We start from the raw sequence: 19,635 nt of genomic DNA, 5'->3' as shown, positions 1-19,635 counted from the left end.
TTCCTGGTAACGACATCCATAAACAAAGAGGGAAATTTGTAATGAAATGGTTTGTACTGGCAGCCAGTGCTGTCTTGGTGGGCGCGTTGGGAGGATGCGGCGGTGGGGGCGGCGGCGGGGGCGGAGGTGGTTTTCCGATCCTTCCGATTCCTGTCACCCTCAGTCTCACTGTGACCGTGAATGGCAATGGCATCGCAGCCGACAGCAACGGCCGGTTCTCGGTCAAGCCGGGCGACACCATCACCATCGTTCCCAATACAGGAACCGATTGGACCAGCAGCTCTGCGCCCGCCGGCTCGATCAGCCTGCGCAATCCGGATATCTCCAGCGGCAAATGGTCCGCACAGATCACCAACTCGACGACCGCTGCCAGCGTGTTCACCGTCAGCGCCAAGGCCGCGGAACAGGTCAAGGACACTGTGTTCAATGTCTCGGCGGGCGATGCACGCAACGCCACGTACAAGGTGTTCGCAAGCAACGGCACCACGCAGACGCTGGCACTCAATTTCGACTCGATGTCGTACGTGATGACCGACGAAGTGGGCCCCGTCTCGGACACGTTCACGCCTGACCTCAGCGAAACAGGCACCTACCTGTTCAAGAGCTCGCGCAATACGGCAACGGCCATCAATACCCGGTTCCGACTCGCCGACAACACCGTGGTTGGCGCGTTCCCATTCCGGGTTGCCAAGGTGCCGGCGAACTTCGCGGTTCAACCGTTCGTAGCCTCCAACGCACTCGTGACCACGCAAGCGGATCTGGATGGGGTCTACAACCGGCTGGGCATCAACCTGCAGGCGGCCACACGTGACTCCAACATCCGCCAGGCCCAAGTGACCGGCGGCGGCACGTCGTTCCTCTTGTGCACCGAGGTGGGCGTTACGTCCATCGCGGCGTGCCCCCCGGCCTCGCTGCTGACCTACACCGTCTCGCCAGGCAGCACGGCCGATGCATGGAACATCGCCAACGTGGCGAACCCGGCCGACACGGGCACATTCTCCATCGCCCGCGTGGCAGGCAAGAACGTGTACCTCTCGGCCGGCACCAACCCGACTGCACCGAACGATTCCGTGTTCCGCATCGGGCTTGTGGAGCCTGCGTCGTGGCCCACGACCGCACTGGCGACCAGCGGCGGCGACACCAATGGCAGCTGGGGCAAGTTGAACTACGACGCCACGACCTACAGCACGACGCTCGCCAGGTCGAACGCGACGGTCTACGGCTTTACCGTCAACCTCAAGCCCACCGCCTCGTTTGCGGGATTAAAGCAATTCGTCGATCCCACGCCGGCCAACTACTTCGGAATTCAGGACGGCACGCTGGCAGTTGTCGTCGGCGCCCGCTCCGGCCCTGCCGCCGGGTACCTGCAAATCGGCTTGCGCTGACCTGCTCGCGTGGCGCCGCGTCTGCCGGTGTCACGCTGAACTCAACAAGCCGCGTTGGTTGCATCGAGAGATGCACAGCGCGGCTTTTTTCGTGTCAGGGCTTCGGGATGCTTGAAGCGCTCGGCCTGTCCAGTTGCACCACCCGCCACGCACAAAGGCTCCCCACCACCGCCAGCAACGCCGCCGCGGTAAACATCGCGCGGTAGCCGAAGCCCTGCGCCACCGCCCCGCCGAGCAGCACGCCCAGCACGCCGCCGAAGCCGTAGCCGATCACGGTGAAGAGCGCCTGCCCTCTTCCGCGCAGCCGCCCCGGAAAGCGGCGCGACACCACGGCGATGCAGGTCGTGTGGTGTGCAGCGAAGCTCAGCGCGTGCAGCCACTGCGCCGCGACCAGCGCGGCGATGAAGCCGCCGAACCCCGCGGTGAGCCCGAGCCGCGCGACGGCCGCGATGCTGCACACCAGCATCCAGCGCGGCATCGGCAGGAGGCCGATGAGGCGGCCCTGCAGGAAGAACCAGACGATCTCCGCCACCACCGACAGCGCCCACAGGAGGCCGATGGTGCTCTTGCCATAGCCGATCGAGTCGAGATACAGCGAGAAGAAGGCGTACACCGAGAAGTGCGACATCACCTGGAAGAACAGCGACGCAAAGAACCACTGCACCACCGGGTTGCGCAGCACGGGTCCGATGGGTTCGCGGGCGGCGTCGTGCGCCGCCACGGGCTCGCGCACGTCGGGCAGCTTCATCGTCGCGACGAGCACGATGGCCAGCGTGCCGGCGGCCCAGGCCGGAAAGTGCTTCATGCCGAAGCGCTCGAACCATTCGCCCGCGACGAACACGGTCAGCAGGAAACCGGCCGAGCCGCACAGGCGGATGCGCCCGTAGCGGCCCCAGTCGCCCGCCACCAGCTGCGCCATGGCGGCTTCGGTGAGCGACATCATCGAGCTGGTGTGGGTGAACATCACGAGCAGCACCAACGCGAGCCACCACGCACCGCCGTGCCACCAGAGCCCGAACGAACTGACCAGCGCCACCGCCGCGCTGAAGCGCAGCAGCATCACGCGGTGGCCGGTGTGGTCGCTGAGCGCGCCCCAGGCATAGGGCGCGAACACGCGCGTGACCGACTGCACCGAGGCCAGGAGACTGATCGTGAAGATCGGCAGCCCCAGGTCCTTGAGCCACAGCGGCAGGTAGGGATTGAAGAAACCGATGTGCGCGAAATAGCTGGCCGACAGACCAGCGAACGCCAGCAGGTGGCCGCGCTGGGCGGCCACGGGTGGCGGGGTAGGCACTAGAGGAAAGACGCCTGCGGGGACGCGGCTTCGCTCTTCTGGGCGTCGGTCTGCACGTCGCCGCACTGCGCGCGGTTGCGCAGCACATGCTCCATCACCACCAGCGCGAGCATCGCCTCGGCAATGGGCGTGGCGCGGATGCCCACGCAGGGGTCGTGGCGGCCCTTGGTGATCACTTCGACGGGGTTGTTGTGGATGTCGATGGACTGGCGCGGACTGATGATCGAGCTGGTGGGCTTGATCGCGATGCTCACCTCGAGGTCCTGCCCCGAGCTGATGCCGCCCAGGATGCCGCCCGCGTTGTTGGTGACGAAGCCGGTCGGCGTGATCGAGTCGCCATGCGTGGTGCCACGCTGCGTGACGCTGTCCCAGCCGGCGCCGATTTCGACGGCCTTCACCGCGTTGATGCCCATCATCGCGTAGGCGATTTCGGCGTCGAGCTTGTCGAACAGCGGCTCGCCGAGGCCGATGGGCACGTTCGTCGCGGTGACGCGGATGCGCGCGCCGCATGAATCGCCGGCCTTGCGCAGGCGGTCCATGTAGTCCTCCAGCGCGCTCACGTCGGCGATGGGGGCGAAGAAGGGGTTGTTGGGCACGTGGTCCCAGCTCTCGAAGGGAATGGCGATTTCGCCGATCTGCGTCATGCAGCCGCGGAACACCATGCCGTATTTTTCGGCCAGCCATTTCTTGGCGACTGCGCCGGCAGCGACCATCGGCGCTGTGAGCCGCGCCGAGGAGCGCCCGCCGCCGCGCGGATCGCGGATGCCGTATTTCTTCCAGTAGGTGAAGTCGGCGTGGCCGGGGCGGAACTGCTGGGCGATCTGCCCGTAGTCCTTGCTGCGCTGGTCGGTGTTCTGGATCAGCAGGGCGATGGGGGTGCCGGTGGTCTTGCCTTCGTAGACGCCGGAGAGGATCTGCACCGCATCGGGCTCGTTGCGCTGGGTGACGTGGCGGCTGGTGCCGGGGCGGCGGCGGTCCAGATCGCCCTGGATGTCGGCCTCGCTCAATGCCATGCCCGGGGGGCAGCCGTCGATGACGCAGCCGATGGCCGGGCCGTGCGATTCGCCGAAATTGGTGACCGCGAAGAGTGTTCCGAAAGTGTTGCCGCTCATGGCCGGGATTATCCCTACAAAGCGGCGCGGACTCAGTCGGTGGTGTTTTCCAGGCGCTTGGTGAGCGTGCCCAGCTGCAGCTCGATGGAGAACAGCCGCTCGTTCAGCACGGCCGTCTGCAGGCGGATGGCCTCGACGATGGCCTTGGTCTGCGGGTCGGTGGTGTTGTCGGCCAGCTCCGCCAGGTCGTGCAGCTTCTTGCGCAGTTCGTTGCTCATGGGAGGCTCCGGTGGTCTCGTCGTGGAAGCCCCAGTATGGGTGTTCGTCAGCGCTCCGGCAATGCGGCGGCACCCGGTGTTCGGGGGCATTGGCCTCGCCGGCTCCGCGCAACCTGAACGCGACGAGGCCAGCCACGATCAGCAGCACCGCGGCACAGATGCCCGCCGTCAGGCGCAGGCCGTGCAGCAGCGCCGCACGGCCTGCCTCGAGCAACTGGGCGCCTGCGCTCCCGGTGAGCTGGGCGGCCAGCGCGACCGCACCGCCCAGCGTGCTGCGCGCCGCTTCGACCTCGGCCGCGCCCGCCAGCCCCGCTGGCACCGCGTCGGCCATGGTGCTGCGGTAGATCGCCGCACCGATGCTGCCCAGGATCGCGATGCCCAGCGCCCCGCCGAATTCGGAACTGGTTTCCGAAATCGCCGAGGCCACGCCGGCCCGCTCCGGCGGCGCGCTGCCCACGACCACGTCGGTGGCCAGCGTGAACACCGGCGCGAGGCCGAGCGAAGAGATGACCGCGCTCGACACCATCCAAGCCAGCCCGCCCTCGGCCGGGAGCACGATGAGCATCGCGAACCCCAGCGCCGCCACGGCCAACCCGCCGCCCATCACATACGCTGGCCGCATCCGCCGCACGAGCGCCGACACGACCATCGACCCCACGATGAAAGCCGCCGCGCTCGGCACGCTCCAGAGCCCCGCATGCAGCGGCGACAGGCCCAGCACCAGCTGCAGGTACTGGGCGTTGTAGAGAAAGAGCCCGAACATCACGAAGCACGCGAGCATGTAGGCCGCGAGCGAAACGGTGAAGGCCGGCAGGCGAAAGAGCTGCAGGTCGATCATCGGATTGGCAAGCCGCTTCTGCCGCCGCGCGAACACCCAGCCAAGGGCCACACCCACCGCGATCGACAGCGCCGGCACCAGGTCTGGCCCGTGCTCGGCGATCTGCTTGATGCCGTAGATCACCGCCAGCACCGCCCCCAGCGACAGCGCCACGCTGGCCAGGTCGAGCCGTCCTGCGTCCGGGTCGCGGTACTCGGGCAGGAGAAGAGGCCCGAGCACCAGCAGCAGCACCATCACCGGCACGCCGATGAGGAACACCGAGCCCCACGGAAAGAACTGCAGCAGCACCCCGCCCAGCACCGGGCCGATGACGGCGCCGGCCGAATAGCTCGATATCCACACGCCGATGGCCACGGTGCGCTGCGCCGGGTCGAGGAACATGTTGCGGATCAGCGAGAGCGTCGACGGCGCGAGCGTGGCGCCCGCCACGCCGAGCAGCGCGCGCGTGGCGATGAGCATGTTCGCGCTGGTGGAGAACGCCGCCAGCACCGAGGCGATGCCGAACGCGGCCGCGCCGATCAGCAGCAGCCGGCGCCGGCCGATGCGATCGCCCAGCGTGCCCATGGTGACCAGCAGGCCCGCCACGAAGAAGCCGTAGATATCGACGATCCAGAGAAGCTGCGAAGCAGTGGGCTTGAGCTCCTCGCTGATCGCCGGGATCGCGAGGTTCAGCACCGTGAGGTCCATCGAATAGAGCATGCACGGCAGCGCGATGACGGCCAGGCCGGTCCATTCGCGCGCCGTGGCACGGGCGGGCGGCGACGCAGGGTGCGCGCCGCTCATGGCGTTCGCGCTCCGCCGCCCTTGACCCGCCGTACCTCGACGCTGCTGAAGCGCGCGGACGGAATGCCGGCCGCGAGTTCGAGCGCTTCTTCGTCGTTCTCGGCCTCGACCAGGTAGAAGCCGCCGAGGTATTCGCTGGTTTCGGCGAACGGGCCGTCGGTGACCGAGAGCTTGTTGCGGCGCATGCGCACGACGGTCGCCGTCTCGGCGGGCTGCAGCGCCTCGGAGGCGACGAGCTTGCCGCGGGCCTGCAGGGCCTCGTCGTAGTCGAGGTGTTCGTTCACGTAGTTGTCCATTTCGCGGGGAGAGAAGTGCGCGGTTTCGCCGTCGGTGCCGTAGATGATGCAGAGGTACCTCATGCCGCTCTCCTCTGAAGGGTTTCTACAGGCCGCACTTCGATGGCGCCGTAGCGCGCCATGGGAATGCGCCCCGCCAACTGGATCGCGGCATTGAGATCGCGTGCCTCGATCAGGATGAACCCGCCGAGCTGCTCGCGCGCCTCGGCGTAGGGACCATCGACGTGGGAGCGCTTGCCGCCCCGCACCTGCACGACCTTGGCGGTCTTCACGGATTCGAGCGCGTTCGACGCGATGTAGTGGCCGGCCCTTTCGAGCTCGCGGTCGTAGGCGTGGGATTCATCGCCCAGGGCCTTGAGTTCGTCGGGCGGCATCGTGTCGATCACCGCTTCGTCGTAGTGAACGAGGCAGAGGTATTTCATGGCGGTATCTCCTTGAAGAGGGAATGTGGACACCACTGGTCGATTGGCGACGGCGGAAATCGACAGGCCCGGCACGACCGGCATCAAAAAAATTTCTATTTGAGATCCAGCAGGGTCAGTTGCCGCTCAAGGAATTTCCGCTCGGGCAACTGGCGCGCCAGCGACAACGCGCGCTCGTAGGCGACGCGCGCTTCGTCGATGCGCCCGAGGCGACGGCACAGTTCGGCGCGGGCGCCGTGGGCCAGGTGGTAGCCGGCCAGCTCGCCGCGTGCGAGCAGCGCATCGATCAACGCCAGCCCCGCCGCGGGCCCGTCGCGCATGGCGATGGCGGCGGCGCGGTTGAGTTCGGCCACGGGTGAGGGGTCCAGGCGCAGCAGCACGTCGTAAAGGCCGACGATCTGCGGCCAATCCGTCGCTGCGGCCTCGCGGGCTTCCGCATGCACGGCAGCGATGGCGGCCTGAAGCGCGTAGGGGCCGAAGCGGCGCGACAACAGCGCGCGCTCGACCAGCGCGGCGCCCTCCCCGATCTGCGTCCGGTTCCAGAGGCTGCGGTCCTGCGCGTCGAGCAGCACGAGCTCGCCATCGGGCGAAGTGCGCGCCGCGCGGCGCGAGTCGTGCAGCAGCATCAGCGCGAGCAGGCCGAGCGCCTCGGGGTCGGGCAACAGGTCGACGAGCAGACGGCCCAGCCGGATCGCCTCGGCCGAGAGATCGGCGCGCGTGACGCTCTCGCCCGACGAGGCCGCATAGCCTTCGTTGAACACGAGATACACGACGCGCAGCACGGCATCCAGCCGCTCCGGCAACTCGGCCAGCGAAGGCACCTGGTATGGAATGCGCGCATCGCGGATGCGGGCCTTGGCGCGCACGATGCGCTGCGCGATGGTGGGAGCGGGCACGAGGAAGGCGCGGGCGATTTCCTCGGTGGCGAGGCCGCAGACCTCGCGCAGCGTGAGCGCCACCTGTGCATCGGGCGCGAGCGCGGGGTGGCAGCAGGTGAAGACGAGGCGCAGGCGATCGTCCTCGAGGTCGTCGGTGTCGTCGTCCCACGCCGGGGCGGGATCGGCAAGGGCTGCGGTGTGTTCGGCCGCGTCGTCCCAGGCGGTGAAGCGCGCCTGCCGGCGGATGCCGTCGATGGACTTGAAGCGCCCCGCCGACACCAGCCAGGCGCGCGGGTTCGCGGGCACGCCATCGCGCGGCCATTGTTCGAGGGCGCTGCGGAAGGCGTCGTGCAGCGCCTCTTCGGCCAGGTCGAAATCGCCGAGCAGGCGCACCAGCGTGGCGAAGATGCGGCGCGACTCGGTGCGATAGATCGCGTCGATGGCATCGGCGACCGGCTCAGTCATGCCGTTGCGCTGCCCAGCCACCGTTCGAGCTTCACGAGCGCGCCGCTCCAGCCATGGTTGTGCCCGTCGCGCGCGGCCTCGTCGAAGAACTGCTCGTGCATGAGCACGAGTTCGCAGCCGTCGTCGTCGGGCTCGATCTGCACGGTGACGCGCGATTCGCGTTCGGGCGTGCTGCGCCAGGCCCAACTGAAGACGAGCTTGCGGTTGGGCACGATCTCCAGGTAGGTGCCGCTCACGTCGTGCGTCTCGCCGTCGGCCGCGCGCATGGCCACGCGGAAGCGCCCGCCGACGCGCAGGTCCATTTCCACGAGGGGCACCGCGACAATTTCGTCGGGGCCGAACCAGAGCCTCAGCGCTTGCGGGTCGGTCCAGGCGCGCCAGACTTTTTCGGGCGCGACGCGGTAGTGCCGGCGGAGGGTGAGCGAGGGGCGCTCTTTGTCTGGGGTGTCTCGGTCGGCAGGGTGTGCCATTCGGTCTCCTCCTGGTGATAGAGAAAGCGCGCCAATGCATCGAGGCGCCCGGTCCAGAATTTCTCGTAGCGCGACAACCACACGGCCGCCTCCTGCATGGGCCGGGGCGAAAGTTCGCAGCGCACGATGCGACCCTCTTTCGTGCGGGAGATGAGGCCTGCGTTCTCGAGCACGCGCAGGTGCTTCATGAAGCCGGTGAGGGACATGCCGTGCGGTTCGGCGAGTTCGGTGACGCTGAGGCTGCGCTCGCCCAGCGTTTCGAGCACGGTGCGACGCGTCGAATCGGACAGCGCAGCGAAGACGGCGTCGAGGCCTGCGGCTTCGGGAGGGACGGCTGGGTGAACCATGCGGTTGAGTATGGGAAACGGGCTGCCAGGGCGTCAAGGGGCAGGAAGAAAGTCACGAACGCCCCGTGGCACAAACAAAAGCTCCCACGAACAGGAACGTTTTATGCGTGCTGCGGTGCAGCACACAACCACCTGCGAAGGAGCGCCCCATGCTGGACCGTACCGCCACCCAGTTCTCCCACGTCAAGCCCGGTGACACAGAGTTCGTCTCGGGGGGGCTGCGCGATTTCTTCCTGTATCGCGACCTCGGCGTGGCCGAGGCCACCAACGGCAAGGTCATCGCGCATCTGGTCAAGGCCAACATGGCACCGGAAACGGGCACCGGCTGGCACCGCCACGAGGCGGACTTCCAGATCGTCATCATGGTCAAGGGCTGGGCCCGCTTCATGTACGAGGACAAGGAAACCCTGGTCGAGGCCGGCGACGTGGTGCACCAGCGGCCGGGCATCCGGCACTTCCTGTTCGACTACTCGCCCGACATGGAGTACCTGGAGATCGTCTCGCCGGCGGACTTCAAGAGCATCGACGTCGAGCCGGTGTGCGAAATTCCGCCGCCCACGCCCTGGCCCTGAAAACACACTGTTGGCACCGGCAAGGGCGCCGATAAACTCCTCGCGGCTCACCAAAACCGACAACAACCGAGGAGAGAGAACTTGCGTATTCATACTGCCCGCCTGACGGCCGGCTTGCTGCTCGCGTGCGCCCTTGCGGCCACCCACACCGTCAACGCCGCGTCACCGACCACTTCCGCGGCTCCGGCCACCGCCTCCGCAACCAACTCGCTGGAGGCCGAACAGGAAGCCGCCTTCAAGGCGGCCAAGGCCGTGCAGAAGGCGGGCCCCGCCGACATCCCGCTGCGCGACCAGGCCCACCTGCAACTGCCGGCCGGCTACATCTGGGTGCCGACGCCCGCGGCCGCGCAGCTCATGCGCAGCATGGGCAACCGGACCGACGACACCTTCATCGGTGCGATCTTCCCCGCCGACGACAACGCCGACTGGATGGCCGTCGTCAAGTTCGTGAAAGAGGGCTACATCAAGGACGACGACGCGAAGGACTGGAACGCCGACGACCTGCTCAAGAGCCTGAAGGAAGGCACCGAGGCCGCGAACGAAGAGCGCGCCAAGCGCGGCATCCCGGGCATCGAGGTCACGGGCTGGGCACAGAAGCCGCAGTACGAAGCCCAGACGCACCGCCTCGTGTGGTCGGCCCTCTCGAAGAAGAAGGGCTCCACCGGCGAGAACCAAGGCGTCAACTACAACACCTATGCGCTGGGCCGCGAGGGCTACCTGAGCCTGAACCTCATCACCAACGCCAAGGACCTGGACACCTACAAGCCCGACGCCGCCAAGCTCCTGGCCGCGCTGCAGTACGACGACGGCAAGAAGTACGCGGACTTCAATTCGTCCACCGACAAGGTCGCCGCCTACGGCCTCGCCGCGCTGGTGGCCGGCGTTGCCGTGAAGAAGCTGGGCCTCTTCGCGCTCGCGCTGGCGTTCCTCGCCAAGTTCGCGAAGATCGCGGTCGTGGCCGGCGGCGCTGCGCTCTGGGGCATCGCCAAGGTCTTCAAGAAGAAGAACCCCGAGGCCTGAAGAGCGGGCCATGGTCAAGCTGCTGCTGGTCCTGCTGAGCGCGGGCAAGCTCGGCAAGCTGCTGCTCTCGGGCGGCACGATGCTGCTCTCGGTGGTGGCCTATGCCTTCGTGTTCGGCTGGCGCTATGCGGCGGGGTTCGTGGCGCTCATCTTCGTGCACGAGATGGGCCACTACCTCGCGGCGAAGCAGCGCGGCCTGCATGTCGGCCTGCCCACCTTCATTCCGTTCGTGGGCGCGTGGATCGAGCTGAAGGACCAGCCGCACGACGTCGAGACCGAAGCCTGGGTCGGCTTCGGTGGCCCGCTGCTCGGCAGCCTTGCGGCGCTGGCCTGCTACTTCGTGGCGCGCGAGTCCGACAGCCGGCTGCTGCTGGCGCTCGCCTATGCGGGCTTCTTCATCAACCTCTTCAACCTGATCCCGCTCTCGCCGTTCGACGGCGGGCGCATCACCGCGGTGCTCACGCCGCGCGTATGGCTGGTGGGCGTGCCGGTGCTCGCGGCCCTCTTCTTCTGGCGGCCGAGCCCGATGCTGATCCTGGTCGCTGTGCTGGCCGCGCCACAGGTGATGCGCGCCTGGAAGTACGACCCGAAGGACCCGGCCAACCAGCAGTACTACGCCGTCTCCACCGAGACGCGGGTGACGTACAGCGTGTACTACATCGGCCTCTTGGCGTTCCTCGCGGTGATGGCGCACGACACGCACGAGATGCTGGGCAGCGCGCGCGTGCTGGGCGGCTGAACGACCGCGCCGGACGGTGCGCTCCGGCACCGGAAGGACAGGTCGACCTGCCCTGACAATGTGCGAAAAATCAGAACAATATTGACGGAATATTGATCCAAAGCGATTGGTTTCCGGGACTACTCTCGCAGCGATCCGAGCACCACAGGATCGTCCATGTCCCCCCACCTGAAACCCGCCTTCGCCCGCCTTGCCGCGGGACTTGCCGCCTTGGGCCTCCTGCTGTCGGCCGCCATGGCAGGGGCCCAGACCAGGCCGCTCAAGCCCGTGACCATCGCGCTGGGCACGCAGGTCGTCAACGTCACCTACCCCTGGCTGACGCTGCCCATCGTGCTGGGCTACTGGAAGGACGAAGGCTACGACGTGAAGATCGTCACCACCGGCGGCTCGCTGCAGGGCATCCAGCAGATGGTGGCCGGCGGCGTGGATTTCGCGCAGGTCAACGCCACCGGCCTGATCCAGGCCAACACCGAGAACAACGTCGCCGTGCGCGGGCTCATGGGCACCGGCGTGATCGACTGGGGCATCGGCGTGCCGCAGGACAGCCCCGTGAAGACGGTGGCCGACCTCAAGGGCAAGAAGATCGGCATCTTCAGCCTGGGCACGGGCGGCATGCCGCTGCTCAAGGGCTACCTGCGCGCCAACGGCGTCAACCCCGACACCGAGGTGCAGATCATCGCCACCGGTGCCGGCGCGCCAGCGCTGGAGGCGATGCGCGCGGGCCGCGTGCAGGCGTTGATGTTCTGGGGCTCCGCGCTCACCGGCTTCCAGAATGCGGGCGCGAACATGCGCGTGCTGTTCGATCCGGCGTGGCGCTCGCTGCCCGACTTCACCTTCGCCACCATGCAGAAGACCATCGACGCCGACCCGGCGATGGTCGAGGCCATCGCGCGCGGCGCGGCCAAGGCGACGCTGTTCGCGCAGACCAATCCCGAGTGCGCGCGCCAGATCCACTGGAAGAATTTTCCCGGCGCCAAGCCCACGGGCGCCGACGAGGCCACGCTGGCCAAATGGGACCTTGCGCTCCTGCAGACGCAACTCCACGCGATGGCCGACGCGCAAGCCATGAACGGCGGCAAGCTGATCGGCGCAATGAGCCCCGCCGCCTACGGCCGCATGCAGGACGCGATGCACAAGGACGGCCTCATCAAGCGCACGCTGCCGCCCGAGTCGATGCTGTACCTGAAGCCCGGCTTCATGGAGGCCGTCAACCGCTTCGACCGCAACGCCGTCATCGAGGCCGCCAAGGCCTGCAAGGGGCTGTGACATGAACGCGCTCGTCCAGTTCCCCGCGAGGGGAACGACGCTGCAGGAGGCCACGGGCGCCGTGCCGGCGTTCCGCTTCGAAGGCCTGCACAAGACCTTCCGGTCGAAGGACGGCGCCGACGTGATCGCGCTGCACGACGTGAGCTTCAGCGTCGCGCGCGGCGAGTTCGTCACCGTGGTCGGCCCGAGCGGCTGCGGCAAGAGCACCCTGCTGCGCATCCTGGCGGGCCTGGAGCGCGCGAGCCGCGGCACGGTCGAGCTCGGCGGGCGGCGCCACAGCGGGCCGAGCCGCGATGTCGGGGTGGTGTTCCAGTCGCCCGTGCTGCTGCCGTGGCGCAACATCCTCGACAACGTGCTGGTGCCCGCGCAGATCCAGGGGCGCGACCCCAAGGTCGCGCGCGAACGCGCCCTGCACTACCTGCATCTGGTCGGCCTCGAGGGTTTCGAGACCAAGTACCCCGGCGAGCTCTCCGGCGGCATGCAGCAGCGCGTGGGCATTGCGCGCGCGCTGGTCAACGACCCGATGCTGCTGCTGATGGACGAGCCCTTCGGCGCGCTCGACGCCATGACGCGCGAGACCATGAACGTCGAGCTGCTCAAGCTGCGCGAGCGCACCGGCGCCACGATCATGCTCGTGACGCACAGCATTCCGGAAGCCGTGTTCCTCGGCGACCGCGTGATCGTCATGTCGCCGCGGCCGGGGCGCGTCACGCAGGTGATCGACGTCGACCTGCCCGCCACCCGCACGCTGGATCTCATCAACACCGAGCGGTTCGGCAGCCACGTGCGCGGCATCCGGACCAACCTGAACGCCAGTGGAGGGCTCGACGGATGAACACCGCGAACACAGAGAACATCGACTTCGAGCCGCCCGCGCCGTGGCTGACCCCCATGCGCCGCAAGGCGCTGATCGCGGCCGTCTTCGTCGCCGTGGTCGCCACATGGCAGCTCGCGGTGAGCGCGCTGGGCGTCTCGCACCTGATCTTTCCGGGCCCCGCGGGCGTGGCCCGCTCCATCTACGACGTCTTCCTGTCGGGCGAGGTGTGGCCGCACCTGTGGGTGACGCTCTACGAGATCCTCGCGGGCTTCGCGCTCGGCGCGTTCGCGGGCTTCCTGCTCGGTGCGCTGATCGGCCAGAGCGCACTGCTCGAACTGGTGCTCTACCCGTACGTGGTTGCCTTCCAGACTGTGCCCAAGGTGGCGGTGGCGCCGCTGTTCGTGCTGTGGTTCGGCTTCGACACCACCTCGAAGGTGGTGATCACCGCGACCATCGTTTTCTTTCCGGTGCTCGCCAACACGATCGTCGGGCTTCGCTCGGCGCCCAGCGACCAGATCGACCTGATGCGCGCATTCACGGCCTCCCCTTGGCATGTGTTCCGCATGGTGCGGCTGCCGCATGCGCTGCCCTATGTGTTCGCGGGGCTGGACATCGGCATCGTGCTGGCCGTGATCGGCGCGATCGTGGGCGAGTTCGTGGGTGCGCAGGCGGGCCTGGGCTATCTGATCCTGCAGCGCAACTTCTCGATGGACGCGGCGGGCATGTTCGCGATCCTCATCGTGCTCTCGGCCATCGGCATCGTGCTGCACGGCCTGATGAAGGCGATCGCGCGGCGCGTGGTGTTCTGGGCAGAGGCGTTCACCGACCTGTCTCGCGGCACATGAAGCAACAACCCGACCATTACAAAGGAGCAACGCAATGACCCAAGAAGAACAGAAGCTCGAGGCACCCCGCAGGGCTTCCGCGGAGGAGATGCCGATCCTCGACCTGGGCCCGTGGCTGGCCGGCGGCCCGATCGGACCGGTCGTCGAGCAGTTCAAGGCCGCATGCACCAACACCGGCTTCTTATACGTCAGGAACCACGGCGTGCCGCAGGCCGTGATCGACGCCGTGTTCGACGCCACCCGCCGCTACATGTCGCTGCCGATGGAAGAGCGCCTGAAGGACCGCATCGACGAGCGCTTTCGGCGCGGCTTCATGCCCATGGGCATCACGCAGCACCCGGGCCACAAGCCGGACCTCAAGGAGAGCTACGAACTGGGCATGGACCTGCCGCTGACCGACCCCGACGTGGCGAATGGCCTGCCGCTGCACGGCCCCAACCGCTGGCCCGCGGACAAGCCCTGGCTCGAACCCGCGGCCATGGCGTACTTCAACGCCACCATCGCGCTGGGGCGAAACCTGCTCAAGATCTTCGCCTCGGCCGTCGGCAAGGACGAGGGCTTCTTCCTGCAGTACACCACCAAGCCGATGGTGCAGGCGCGGCTCTTTCACTACCCGCCGCAGGAGTCGTTCACCAACCTGGAGTTGGGCGCCGCCGCGCACACCGACTACGGCATGCTGACCGTGCTGGCGCAGGACCCGATCGGCGGGCTGGAGCTGTGCACGCGCGGTGGCGAGTGGGTGGCCGCGCCGTATGTCGAAGGCACGCTGGTCATCAACCTGGGCGACCTCGTGAAGGTGTGGACCAACGATGTCTACGTGTCCAACCGGCACCGCGTCGCGAACCGCACGGGCCGGGAGCGCTACTCGATTCCCACCTTCTTCAACCTCGACTACGACACGCCCGTGGCGTGCCTGCCCGAGTTCGCGCCCGCCGAGGGCGAGCCCCGGCATGCGCCGATCAAGTCGGGCGACTACCTGGTGCGCCGGTTCGCGGCGGTGCAGAAGTACAAGACGCCCGCGGAGCTGGCCGCCGGTTGACCAGACGGCCGCACGGCGTGCGCCTCACTTGGCGGGCCGACCCCGCGGCTCGGCCAGCTGCTCGGCCGCCTCCAGCGCGGCCGTGAGCTCCGACAGGAACGCAGCCACCGGAATCGGCAGGCTGCGCCCCTTGTGCACGCTCAAGGCCAGGCGCTGTGGCCGGGCCCGCGGATCTTTCAGCGGCACATAGGAGCCGGCCCTCGGGCGCCCGAACGGGTCTTCCAGCGGCGCGGTCGTGAAGGTGAGGCACATGCCTTCGGCTGCCACGTTGCGCATGAGCTCGTAGGAGTTGGTCTCCAGCGCGATGCGGGGGCGGATCTTCGCCTTGGCGAGCATCTCGTCGTACTGCTGCCTGGCCCACAGCGACGAATCGAGCCAGGACAGGCCGTACTCGGCGCAGTCGGAAAGCCGCAGCGACTTGCGGCCTTCGAGCGGATGCCCGGTAGGCACCATCACGTACAGCGGCAGGAGCCGCGAATAGACCACCGACAGGTCCTGGAGCGCGATGTCGCCGAAGGTGAAGCACGCGTCCAGGTCGTCTTCCAGCAACATCTCGCCCAGCGTGGGGCTGCCGCTGACCTTCACGCTGAACGAGATGCCCGGATAGCGCTTGGAGAAGCCGGAGAAGAACTGCGGCATGAAGTCGCGCGTGAGCGATTCGGGCATGCCGAAGTTGACATGGCCCCGCTTGAGGCCCTGCAGCGCCTCGATCTCGGAGTGCAGCCGCCCGGACTCCTTGACGACGTTCTTGTGATAGCGCATCAGGATCTCGCCGGCCGCGGTGAGCTTGACCTTGCCGCGCCCCTGGCGCCGCTCCAGCAAGGGTGCGCCCAGCGAATCCTCGAGCATGGCCAGCTGCCGGCTGATGGCGGAGGCCGCGACATACAGGTTCTCGGACGCCGCCCTGATCGAGCCGACGCGAACGACTTCGGCAAAGTACCGAAGCGAGGTCGTGGAGACAAGACTCAAGAGAACTCCGTGGTCTGGGTGCGAGGCGGAAGGGGCACGGCAATTCTTGCACGCGCCACGCCGGCAATGCCTGCCTGCCGCAGGCCACGGAAGCAGCAGTCAGCGACCCGTGAAGCGCGGCGCCCGCTTCGCAACGAATGCGGCCACGCCTTCGCGCGCATCCGCACTGCCCGCACGTTCGCGCAGGAGCTTCTGCTCCATCGCGAAGTGTTCCTCGATCGGCCGGCCCGGCGCACCGCCGCACAGCGCCTTGATGCCCGCGAACGACGCGCTCGCACCAGCCGCCAGCCGCGCCACCAGCGCTTCGCCCGCCGCTGCGAGTTCCGCATCCGGATAGACCGCATCGACCGCGCCCGACGCCAGGCAGCGCTGGCTGTCGATGGGCTCGCTGAGCATCAGCCATTGCTGCGCCCGCAGCGGCCCCACGCGGCGCGACAGGAAGTACGAGGCGCCCGCATCCGGCGAGAGCCCGATGGCCGCATAGCCCGTGCGCAGCTTCATCGACTCCGCCGCCAGCACGAAGTCGCCGCACAGCGCGAGCCCCACGCCCGCACCGCCTGCCGGGCCATTCACCGCAACCACCAGCGGCGCCGGTCCCTTCACCAGGCGCAGCAACGCGGGATGGAGCCCGTCGAGGATTTCGTTCACAAGCTCGGGCAGCCGCTCGCCGGCCGCCACAAATTCGTCGATGTCGCCGCCCGCGCAGAACGCCTTGCCTACGCCGGTCAACAGGATGGCGCGCGGCTTCTGTTCGAGCACCTCGTCGATGGCGCGGACCAGGGCCCGGGCGCCCGCCGATGTCAGCGCATTCGCGCTCCCGGGCCGCTGCAGCACGATGCGGCCGATGTCGTCGCGGACGCCCCAGGCGATGCCTTCGACGGCGTTCATGTCAGATCCCGGTCAAGCCGCCGGTGCACATCAGCGTCTGGCCGCTCACGTAGTCCGACTCGGGCGCGCACAGCAGGTACACCGCGCCGGCCGCTTCCTCGGGTGTGCCGCCGCGGCCGAGCGGAATCGATTGCTCCATCATCGCGAGCAGCCCTGGGTTGATGCCGACCTTGATCTCGCGGCCTTCGATGTTCGCAGTGGACGCTTCGGTCGTGCTCGCGGTCAGGCGCGTCTGGATGAAGCCGAAAGCCACGCAGTTGACCGTGACGTTCATGCGGCCCCATTCCTTGGCGAGCGTCTGCGTCATGCCGACGATGCCGGCCTTGGCGGTCGAGTAGTTGGCCTGGCCCGCGTTGCCGAAGAGTCCGGCCACCGAGGAGATGTTGACCACCTTGCGCACCACGCGCTGGCCCGCTTCGCCCTCGGCCTTGGAGAGCGCGCGGATCACCGGCTGCGCCGCGCGCAGGATGCGGAACGGCGCCGTGAGGTGCACGTCGATCATCGCGTACCACTGCTCGTCGGTCATCTTCTGCACGACGCTGTCCCAGGTGTAGCCGGCGTTGTTCACGATGATGTCGAGGCCCTTGTATTCGTTCACCGCGGTGCCGATGAAGCGCTCGGCGAAGTCCGGCGCCGACACGCTGCCGGTGCAGGCCACCGCCTGCCCCCCCGCCGCGCGGATGGCCTGCACGGTTTCCTCGGCGGGCTCGGCATCGAGGTCATTGACGACGATGCGCGCGCCTTCCGAAGCGAGCTTGAGCGCGATCGCGCGGCCGATGCCGCGGCCCGAGCCGGTGATGAGGGCGACCTTGCCTTCGAGCTTGAGTGTCATGTTGTTTTTCTTTCGTTGTTTCGTTGGAATGGTGATCAGCGCAGTGCCACCAGCGCTTCGCCGGCAATGCGGGTCTGGCCGTACTGGTTGGCGCTCTGCACCTCGACGCGCACGCAGCGCTCGCCGTTGTGCTCGAGCTTCTCGACCACGCGACCGGTGCAGCGCACCGCATGGCCGATGTGGGTGATGCCCTGGAAGCGCACGTCGAAGCGGCGCAACTGCGACTGCGGCGCCCACTGCGTGACAAGCCGGCCTAGCCAGGCCATGCCCAGCATGCCCTGCGCGAACACGTCGGGCATGCCGGCCTTGCGCGCGAAGTCGGTGTCGATGTGGATCGGGTTGTGGTCGCCCGAGGCGCCCGCGAAGAGCGCGAGCGTGGTGCGGTTGACCGGTGCAAGCTGCAATGCGGGCAGCTCGTCGCCGATCTGGATGTTGTCGTAGGTGGCAGTGGTCATTGCGCGTTCTTCCTTCAGTGGCGGCACACGATCACGGTGCGCAGCTCGGCGACCAGTTCATCGCGCTGGTTGGTGGCGCGCGAGGTCTTCACGACGAATTCGAGCGCGCCGTTCTTCTTGTCGTAGATGTCGCTGATGGTGGAGCGCACCGTCACCGTGTCGCCCACGCAGGCGGGCTTGTGATAGCTGAAGCTCTGCTCGCCGTGCAGCAGCTTCGACAGCGGAATCTGCAGGTCGTCGAGCAGCTGGTTCGAAGCGCCCGAGTCCAGCTCGGCCGCGAACAGGAAGGTGGGCGGCGCGGGCAGGTCTGCGTAGCCCGCATCACGCGCGGCGGCGGCATCGGTGTAGACCGGGTCGGTCTCGCCGATGGCCTTGGCGAAGAACTGCAGCCGCGTGCGCTCGATCGGCAGCACCGAGGCGGGCAGCTCGTGGCCGATCCATTTCTTGTCGATCATGTCTCGCCTTTCCTCAGACGCGTTCGTACAGCGTGACCACGCAGGCGCCGCCCAACCCGAGGTTGTGCTGCAGCGCCATCCGCGCGCCTTCGACCTGGCGCTTGTCTGCGGTGCCGCGCAACTGCTGGACCAGCTCGGTGCATTGCGCAAGGCCGGTTGCCCCGAGCGGATGCCCTTTCGACAGCAGCCCGCCCGACGGATTGGTCACCACCTTGCCACCATAGGTGTTGTCGCCATCGACCACGAACTTCTCCGCGCCGCCAACCGGGCAGAGGCCCAGCGCCTCGTAGCTGATGAGCTCGTTGTGCGCGAAGCAGTCGTGCAGCTCGACCACGTCGATGTCCTGCGGGCCGACACCGGCCGCGTCGTACACCTTCTGCGCGGCCTCCTGCGCCATGCTGAAGCCGACCACCTCGCGCATGTCGCGGCTCTCGAAGGTCACGGGGCGGTCGGTGGTCATGGCCTGCGCCTTGATGCGCACGCTGCGGTCCAGGCCATGGCGTTCGGCGAAGCGCGGCGAGCACACGATGGCTGCAGCCGCGCCGCAGGTGGGCGGGCAGGCCATGAGCCGCGTCATCACGCCGGGCCACATGACGGGCGCGGCCATCACTTCGTCCTCGGTGACGACGGTGCGGAACAGCGCGACCGGGTTGTTCGATGCATGGCGGCTGGCCTTGGCGCGGATCTTCGCGAAGGTGGACATCTGCGTGCCGTACTGCTGCATGTGCGCCAGGCCCGCGCCGCCGAAGTAGCGCAGCGCGAGCGGCACCTGCTCGTTGCCGACCAGCTCGTCGGTGATGGTCTCGAAATTGTCGAAAGGGCTCGGCCGGTCGTTGAACACCGCGCCCAGCGCGCCCGGGCTCATGTGCTCGAAGCCGAGCGCGAGCACGCAGTCGGCGGCGCCGCTGGCCACCGCCTGGCGCGCGAGGAAGAGCGCGGTCGAACCGGTCGAGCAGTTGTTGTTGACGTTCACGACCGGAATACCGGTCATGCCCACTTCGTACAGCGCGCGCTGGCCGGCGGTGGAGTCGCCGTACACATAGCCCACATAGGCCTGCTGGATCAGCTCGTAGCCGATGCCCGCATCCTTGAGCGCGGCGTTCGTCGCGTGCGCGGCCATCTGCGGATAGGGCTGGTTCGCGCCCGGCTTGGTGAAGGGGATCATGCCGACCCCGACCACGTAGACGTCTTGACTCATGAAGGTCTCCTTGATGTTCGGATTGAAAAAAT

Annotated in this window: 20 protein-coding genes and 2 pseudogenes; 8 read left to right on the top strand and 14 right to left on the bottom strand. The window is 67.7% G+C overall.

Annotated elements, in window-relative coordinates:
- Positions 1-41 precede the first annotated feature (41 nt).
- Positions 42-1,385, top strand: a complete 1,344-nt coding sequence (locus GNX71_RS11550; protein ID WP_206178432.1) for a hypothetical protein — start codon at positions 42-44, stop codon at positions 1,383-1,385.
- A gap of 94 nt (positions 1,386-1,479) precedes the next feature.
- Here GNX71_RS11550 and GNX71_RS11545 read toward each other — a convergent pair whose 3' ends face one another.
- The 8 genes and pseudogenes from GNX71_RS11545 to GNX71_RS33765 form a co-directional block, all read right to left on the bottom strand.
- A complete protein-coding gene (locus GNX71_RS11545; protein ID WP_241027232.1) occupies positions 1,480-2,661 on the bottom strand; it encodes an MFS transporter in 1,182 nt (393 codons plus the stop codon).
- Positions 2,662-2,678: 17 nt separating this feature from the next.
- Positions 2,679-3,791 (bottom strand): chorismate synthase, encoded by a 1,113-nt coding sequence (gene aroC / locus GNX71_RS11540; RefSeq protein WP_206179422.1) that lies wholly within the window; start codon positions 3,789-3,791, stop codon positions 2,679-2,681.
- Between the two features lie 654 nt (positions 3,792-4,445).
- Positions 4,446-5,534, bottom strand: a pseudogene (locus GNX71_RS11535) (MFS transporter); the annotation flags it as partial.
- A gap of 92 nt (positions 5,535-5,626) precedes the next feature.
- Positions 5,627-5,989 carry a YciI family protein gene (locus GNX71_RS11530; RefSeq protein ID WP_206178430.1) on the bottom strand — a complete coding sequence of 121 codons (363 nt, stop codon included), beginning with the start codon at positions 5,987-5,989 and terminating at the stop codon, positions 5,627-5,629.
- Positions 5,986-6,348 (bottom strand): YciI family protein, encoded by a 363-nt coding sequence (locus tag GNX71_RS11525; protein WP_206178429.1) that lies wholly within the window; start codon positions 6,346-6,348, stop codon positions 5,986-5,988. Before GNX71_RS11525 ends, GNX71_RS11530 begins: the two co-directional genes overlap by 4 nt.
- A gap of 95 nt (positions 6,349-6,443) precedes the next feature.
- Positions 6,444-7,691, bottom strand: coding sequence for an RNA polymerase sigma factor (locus GNX71_RS11520; protein ID WP_206178428.1), 1,248 nt, complete (start codon positions 7,689-7,691; stop codon positions 6,444-6,446).
- Positions 7,688-8,161, bottom strand: coding sequence for an SRPBCC domain-containing protein (locus GNX71_RS11515; protein WP_346776869.1), 474 nt, complete (start codon positions 8,159-8,161; stop codon positions 7,688-7,690). The genes GNX71_RS11520 and GNX71_RS11515 overlap by 4 nt, the downstream gene beginning before the upstream one ends.
- A 101-nt stretch (positions 8,162-8,262) precedes the next feature.
- A pseudogene (locus GNX71_RS33765) lies at positions 8,263-8,508 on the bottom strand (metalloregulator ArsR/SmtB family transcription factor); the annotation flags it as partial.
- Positions 8,509-8,657: 149 nt separating this feature from the next.
- Here GNX71_RS33765 and GNX71_RS11505 point away from each other — a divergent pair.
- The 7 genes from GNX71_RS11505 (at position 8,658) to GNX71_RS11475 (ending at position 14,806) form a co-directional block, all read left to right on the top strand.
- The gene (locus GNX71_RS11505) at positions 8,658-9,080 is read left to right on the top strand and encodes a cupin domain-containing protein (protein ID WP_206178426.1); all 423 of its coding nucleotides are present in this window, start codon (positions 8,658-8,660) and stop codon (positions 9,078-9,080) included.
- Positions 9,081-9,161: 81 nt separating this feature from the next.
- Positions 9,162-10,100, top strand: coding sequence for a DUF2167 domain-containing protein (locus tag GNX71_RS11500; RefSeq protein ID WP_206178425.1), 939 nt, complete (start codon positions 9,162-9,164; stop codon positions 10,098-10,100).
- A gap of 10 nt (positions 10,101-10,110) precedes the next feature.
- A complete protein-coding gene (locus GNX71_RS11495) occupies positions 10,111-10,839 on the top strand; it encodes a site-2 protease family protein (RefSeq protein WP_206178424.1) in 729 nt (242 codons plus the stop codon).
- Between the two features lie 156 nt (positions 10,840-10,995).
- Positions 10,996-12,105: an ABC transporter substrate-binding protein gene (locus tag GNX71_RS11490; RefSeq protein ID WP_241027231.1), complete on the top strand. Its 1,110-nt coding sequence runs from the start codon at positions 10,996-10,998 to the stop codon at positions 12,103-12,105.
- Between the two features lies 1 nt (position 12,106).
- Entirely contained in the window at positions 12,107-12,940 is an 834-nt protein-coding gene (locus tag GNX71_RS11485; protein WP_206178423.1) for an ABC transporter ATP-binding protein, read from the top strand.
- Positions 12,937-13,767: an ABC transporter permease gene (locus GNX71_RS11480; RefSeq protein WP_206178422.1), complete on the top strand. Its 831-nt coding sequence runs from the start codon at positions 12,937-12,939 to the stop codon at positions 13,765-13,767. The genes GNX71_RS11485 and GNX71_RS11480 overlap by 4 nt, the downstream gene beginning before the upstream one ends.
- A gap of 34 nt (positions 13,768-13,801) precedes the next feature.
- On the top strand, positions 13,802-14,806 hold the full coding sequence (locus tag GNX71_RS11475) for an isopenicillin N synthase family oxygenase (RefSeq protein ID WP_206178421.1): 1,005 nt from the start codon (positions 13,802-13,804) through the stop codon (positions 14,804-14,806).
- 24 nt (positions 14,807-14,830) lie between these two features.
- Here GNX71_RS11475 and GNX71_RS11470 read toward each other — a convergent pair whose 3' ends face one another.
- From GNX71_RS11470 to GNX71_RS11445, 6 genes are all read right to left on the bottom strand, one after another.
- On the bottom strand, positions 14,831-15,775 hold the full coding sequence (locus GNX71_RS11470; RefSeq protein WP_206178420.1) for a LysR family transcriptional regulator: 945 nt from the start codon (positions 15,773-15,775) through the stop codon (positions 14,831-14,833).
- A gap of 99 nt (positions 15,776-15,874) precedes the next feature.
- Positions 15,875-16,663, bottom strand: a complete 789-nt coding sequence (locus GNX71_RS11465; protein WP_206178419.1) for an enoyl-CoA hydratase-related protein — start codon at positions 16,661-16,663, stop codon at positions 15,875-15,877.
- A gap of 1 nt (position 16,664) precedes the next feature.
- Positions 16,665-17,495 (bottom strand): SDR family NAD(P)-dependent oxidoreductase, encoded by an 831-nt coding sequence (locus GNX71_RS11460; RefSeq protein ID WP_206178418.1) that lies wholly within the window; start codon positions 17,493-17,495, stop codon positions 16,665-16,667.
- A gap of 35 nt (positions 17,496-17,530) precedes the next feature.
- Positions 17,531-17,950, bottom strand: a complete 420-nt coding sequence (locus GNX71_RS11455; protein ID WP_206178417.1) for a MaoC family dehydratase — start codon at positions 17,948-17,950, stop codon at positions 17,531-17,533.
- A gap of 14 nt (positions 17,951-17,964) precedes the next feature.
- A complete protein-coding gene (locus GNX71_RS11450) occupies positions 17,965-18,405 on the bottom strand; it encodes a MaoC family dehydratase N-terminal domain-containing protein (protein ID WP_206178416.1) in 441 nt (146 codons plus the stop codon).
- Positions 18,406-18,418: 13 nt separating this feature from the next.
- Entirely contained in the window at positions 18,419-19,603 is a 1,185-nt protein-coding gene (locus GNX71_RS11445) for a lipid-transfer protein (protein ID WP_206178415.1), read from the bottom strand.
- Positions 19,604-19,635: the final 32 nt, after the last annotated feature.

Source organism: Variovorax sp. RKNM96, from assembly GCF_017161115.1.
In the GTDB taxonomy this organism is placed as follows: domain Bacteria; phylum Pseudomonadota; class Gammaproteobacteria; order Burkholderiales; family Burkholderiaceae_C; genus Variovorax.
Note: the sequence above shows the minus strand (reverse complement) of the source record. Positions and strands in the feature narration are given on the sequence as shown.